This window comes from Alcanivorax sp. HI0083 (genome assembly GCF_001635175.1).
The window spans coordinates 1-3,350 of sequence record NZ_LWFX01001171.1; the positions used below are offsets into that span (position 1 = coordinate 1).

Annotated in this window: 4 protein-coding genes; all 4 read left to right on the plus strand. The window is 60.2% G+C overall.

Annotated elements, in window-relative coordinates; genetic code table 11:
• A partial coding sequence (locus A3754_RS27820; RefSeq protein WP_197468691.1) for a hypothetical protein occupies nt 1-188 on the plus strand: 188 nt, incomplete at its 5' end.
• A gap of 70 nt (nt 189-258) precedes the next feature.
• Nucleotides 259-1,467, plus strand: coding sequence for an SO2930 family diheme c-type cytochrome (locus tag A3754_RS16750; protein WP_063520614.1), 1,209 nt, complete (start codon nt 259-261; stop codon nt 1,465-1,467).
• Between the two features lie 10 nt (nt 1,468-1,477).
• Nucleotides 1,478-2,650: an SO2930 family diheme c-type cytochrome gene (locus A3754_RS16755; RefSeq protein ID WP_063520615.1), complete on the plus strand. Its 1,173-nt coding sequence runs from the start codon at nt 1,478-1,480 to the stop codon at nt 2,648-2,650.
• A 273-nt stretch (nt 2,651-2,923) separates the two neighbouring features.
• A partial coding sequence (locus tag A3754_RS16760) for an NAD-glutamate dehydrogenase domain-containing protein (protein WP_156497042.1) occupies nt 2,924-3,350 on the plus strand: 427 nt, incomplete at its 3' end.

Here is a 3,350-nt window from a genome sequence, read left to right on the forward strand (position 1 = left end):
ACCCCTACGACCCGGCTACCGCTGCCACCATGGCCGGACCGACGCTGAGCCCGGCAGTGGGCATGGATCTGCTGGATTGCAGCCAGCCCGCGCTGCCGGCGGCCACCTTGACCTTCAAGGGTGAGCAGTTTGGTTGTGGCGTGGATGACACCACCAGCGAGCACTGCAAGCCGGCCCCTGTTCTCTAACCTTTGTTTATCTTTTCTACCTGTCTGATTTCGGGGCGGCTTGTCGCCGCCCCGAAACAGGAGTTATGACATGAAAACCTTGATGCAGATTTCTCTGCTTTCTACCGCCGCGGTGCTGGTTGCCTGTGGCGGCGGTGGCGGTAGTAGCGGCGGTGGAGGTGCTGGTAATGGTGGCGGCGATCCGGTCGCCAGGAACTGCCAGATCAGTGACAGCGCTGAAGTAAACTGGGAGGCACTGGAAAACGACAACCTGGAAAAGCTGTCGGATTACAACCTTTTTGCCAGCAGCTGTGATCCCACCCAGGATGCCCATGGTGGCATCCCTTATGATTTGAATACGCCTTTGTTCTCCGATTACACCAGCAAATACCGGTTTGTATTTGTGCCGGATGGACAGAGTGCGACCTATAAGGAAAACGACGTTTTTGACTTCCCGGTGGGCACCGTCATTACCAAGACCTTTGCCCTGCCGGCGGATACCGCTTACCGGGGTTATGATCCGGAGACAAAGACAGAAACCCTTCTGGAAACCCGCTTGCTGATTCATCGTGCTGGCGGCTGGACCGCGCTGCCTTATGTGTGGAACGCAGACGGCACCGAGGCGACCTACCGGGTTCAGGGGGCACAGTTGCCCGCGACACTGGTGCACAACGGAGCCCAGGAATCCTTCACCTATTCCGTGCCCGACAAGGCGCAGTGCAAGCAGTGCCACAGCCATGATACCGGCGACACCAATGTGTTTATTCCCATCGGCCCCAAGGCTCGCCATCTCAATGGCGACATGGACTATGGCAGTGGCCCGGAAAACCAGCTGAGTCACTGGAGCGACGCGGGTATTCTCAGCGGCCTGCCGGCTCTGGATCAGGTAGACAAGGTGCCGAGCTACCACGATGCTGATGCGGGCTTGATCAGTGGTTATAGCGATGAACAACTGATGGCGGCGGCAAAAGGCTACCTGGACGTGAATTGTTCACACTGCCACGGCGTTGGTGGGACGGCGGCCTACACCGGTTTGCAGCTGGAGTTCTGGCGCGACTATGACACTGAGAAAGAGAAGCACGGTGTCTGCAAAGGCCCCATCGCCTACGACCAGGGTGAAATGACCTACGACGTGGTGCCGGGTAACGCAGACGAATCGATCCTGCATTTCCGCATGGATACCACCAACCCGCAGGACAGCATGCCGCGCCTTGGCCGTGCGCTGATCCATGAGGAAGGTGTTGCCCTGGTGAAGGCCTGGATCAACAGCCTGCCTGACGCGTCCTGTTCCTCCAAGTGAGGTCGATGCAGTGAAAGCAAGAAACGGGCTGTATTGCCTCTTGTTATTGCTGCTGACGGCTTGTGGTGGCAGTGGTGGCGGTAGTGATACGGCCGCCACCACGCCGGAGCCCGAGCCGGATACTACCGACCCGCGCTGTCTTGCCGACAGCAACGGGCCGAACTGGCAGGCGCTGGCAGAAGTGAATTGCCCACGCCTGTCCCAGTATCAACTGTTTTCTGATGGCCGTGATCCTCGTGTGGGCCCCACTGGGCCGGGGCTACCATTTGCCCCGGCCAGTGGCCTTTTTAGTGATCACGCCACCAAGTATCGGTTTGTTTTTCTGCCCGAGGGGAGCGCGGCACAATACCGTGACACTTTTGGGCTGGTATTCCCGGTGGGCACCGTGATGGCGAAAACCTTCGCCTTGCCGGTCAGCGCTGCCGGGGGCGATGACCGCCTGATGGAAACCCGCCTGTTGATCCACCGGGCCTCCGGCTGGGTGGGGTTGCCGTATCAGTGGCAAGCGGATGGCCAGGATGCCACGCTGGCACGGACCGGCAAGGTAATCGACACCTATGTCATGGTCGACGGTGTGCAGCAGGATTTCCGCTACCAGATCCCCGATGTGCTGACTTGCCGCAAGTGTCACCAGGGCCGCACTGACAATGAAGTGATGACCCCGCTGGGCACAACGGCTCGTCAGTTGAATCATGATTTTCCCTATGCCGGTGGAACCAAAAACCAGCTGGTTTACTGGCAGGACAACGGCATGCTGGCTGATGCGCCAGCCCCGGCAAGCTGGCCCCGCGCCGTGGATTGGCAAGACACCGACGAACCGCTGGCCCTGCGTGTGCGCTCCTACCTGGATACCAACTGCAGCCACTGTCACAGCGATGTGGGCAGCGGCGCGCTGTCGGGCCTGCGGCTGGAAATGTGGCGAGATCCTACCGATTACCTCTATGGCATCTGCAACCGGGCGCAGGGGTATTACGGGGGGCCGTTGGGCCTCACCTACGATATCGTGCCCGGCAACGCGGCTGACTCGGTGTTGCCGTTCCGGCTGGGTGCCCAGCGCCATACCGATAATGCCAAGGATATGATGCCGCCGCTGGGCCGCAGCCTGGCAGACCACGATGCGGTCGCACTGGTGCGCCAGTGGATTGATGCGATGCCCGCGAAAGACTGCGCCACCCTGGATTAAGCTCCATCCACCCCCACTGAGCTCCACTCCTTTCCCTTATCCTGCGAAACTTTTCCGTGTTGTCATCCTGTTGTCCCGCTGGAATGATTTGATGATTGAAATAGCAGACTGGTATTGATCGCGGCCACCGGTATAGAGTGAGCGAAAGGGCCTGCGGGGCGTGCCCGGCCGGCCTGGTGAAAGCCCGGAGAGCGTGACCGCTCACGTGATCCGGTTTTGCGTAGTAACTGTGCAGTGTAACTTTGCAGAGTCACAAGGACGCCGGAGGTTTCGATGCAGGATGACATCGCTCAACGCCAGGCACTGTTGCAGGCCCAGCTGGAAGGGCAGGTCACTGCCCACATCGGTGCTGACCACCAGTCTCTGTTTCGCAGTTTTCTCGCTGCCTATTATGAAATGAGCAGTCTGGCCGCGTTGACGGCCCGGCCGCCGGAACAACTCTTCCATATCGCCCAGCAGCATTGGCTGATGGCGCACCAGCGCCACCCCGGCGAAACCCTGATTCACCTGAAGCCTCCCTGTCGCCCCGGCGGCCTTGCCGCGTTGCGCACCGTTACCGATGACGTCCCCTTTCTGGTGGATTCGGTTGCCATGGCCGTGCGCGATGCCGGCACCGCCATCGACTGGACCGTGCACCCGGTCATTCAGGTGCGACGCGATGCCCATGGTCACCTGACCCAGGTCACGGGGGTGGGTGATG

Bases quoted from the DNA above. Each gene is read 5' to 3' on its own strand.
- A3754_RS16750 (WP_063520614.1), top strand. From the start codon at position 259: ATGAAAACCTTGATGCAGATTTCTCTGCTTTCTACCGCCGCGGTGCTG.